The organism is Parafrankia soli (genome assembly GCF_001854695.1).
In the GTDB taxonomy this organism is placed as follows: domain Bacteria; phylum Actinomycetota; class Actinomycetes; order Frankiales; family Frankiaceae; genus Parafrankia; species Parafrankia soli.
The window spans coordinates 1-1,308 of sequence record NZ_MAXA01000175.1 but is presented as its reverse complement, the minus strand read 5'-3'; the positions used below and the strand labels follow the sequence as shown (position 1 = coordinate 1,308).

The window sequence follows — 1,308 nt, the reverse complement described above, 5'->3', positions numbered from 1 at the left end:
TGAACGCATGGCAGGGCCGGCGCGCGGCCGGGTCGACGATGTCTTGGCGGGAACGGGCGGCGCGGAACAGGTCGAAGACCAGCATGTTCGCGATCAGCCGGTCTTTGTCGTCGAGGCCGGACGGGCAGGCAAGCACGATCTTGCCGGTGTCCATGGCGTGGCGAACGTTGTACGTGCTGCGGCTGGACCCGAACACCCCGGCGATCGTCTTACTCGACCGCATCCGGTCGATGATGTTCGTGACGGGGGTGACGTGGTCGGCGACCCGCTTGAACCGGGTGGACCAGTAGTCGCGCATCGCCGGTGACAGGTGGGGGATGACGCTCTCGCGCCAGTCCTCGTTCGACAGGATGYTGGGGATCTGGAAGATCGTCGGCGCCAGGTCGGGAGGTAGCTGCAGGGCGAGCTCGCACAGCGACTGCGCCGCCATCGTGATGATCGACAGGGCGCGGGTGTTGGTTTCGGTCCAGCCCATCGCCGAGGCGAACGCCGCCACCACCGCCCCGGCGCGGGCGTCGACGTCATCGGCGGTGAACCCCTCCATCGACAGCGGGTTCCACGCCGCCTGCCGGGTGTCCGACCCGCGCGGAGACATGTCGAGTTCGAGCACCCGGGTGCCCTGGTCGACGAGGTACTCCTTGGCCAGGGCGAGGCCGTCGCGGTGCGGGTCCAGCAGAAACCCGCCCATCCCCGCGCAGCGGACGAGGGCGAGGAAACGACCCAGCGACGTTTCGGTCTTGCCCCAGCCGGACCGTCCGGAGAACAGGGTGAACTGGGTTTCGCGCACCTTCACCCCGACCGGCCGCCAGCCGGTGTCGGTGCGGACCAGCCCGAGGGGGACGAGGTCGGTCCGGTCGCRGCTGTAGGTGGGCAACGTTGCCGGCGGTGGGGGGATCTCGAAGCCGCGTTCGACGTTGCCCGCGGTGCACCTGCGGGTCGGGGGCTTGAGCAACCCGGCGATCTCAGTGGTGGTGACCCACGAGCGGGACCGGGGTCGGAACCGACCGGTGTCCATTCGCCGGTCGAACCGGCCGCGCCGCAGCCGGCTGTCGGCGCCCAGGTGTAGCCAGCCGAGGTTGGCGCCGACGGCGGTGAGGTGGTTCTCGCCCGCCCACTGCTTGAAGCAGCCGATCAGGACGTGCAGGTGGGCTTCGGCGCGGCCGGGGATCGCCGAGCGGGTCCGTAGCAGCAGCTGCATCTGCCACAGCGGATCGTGGCTACGCAAGCGAGAACGGGCACCAAATGTCGGCCGTCGCGAGCACCACGGAGTCGCGTCACGGCCGCCGCGATGTCGCTGGGTTCGAGCAC

1 protein-coding gene is annotated in these 1,308 nt (G+C 69.8%); it reads right to left on the bottom strand.

The features are described from left to right. On the bottom strand, window positions 1-1,225 hold a 1,225-nt coding region (locus BBK14_RS14520), incomplete at its 3' end, for an ATP-binding protein (protein WP_131802314.1). Window positions 1,226-1,308 lie beyond the last annotated feature (83 nt).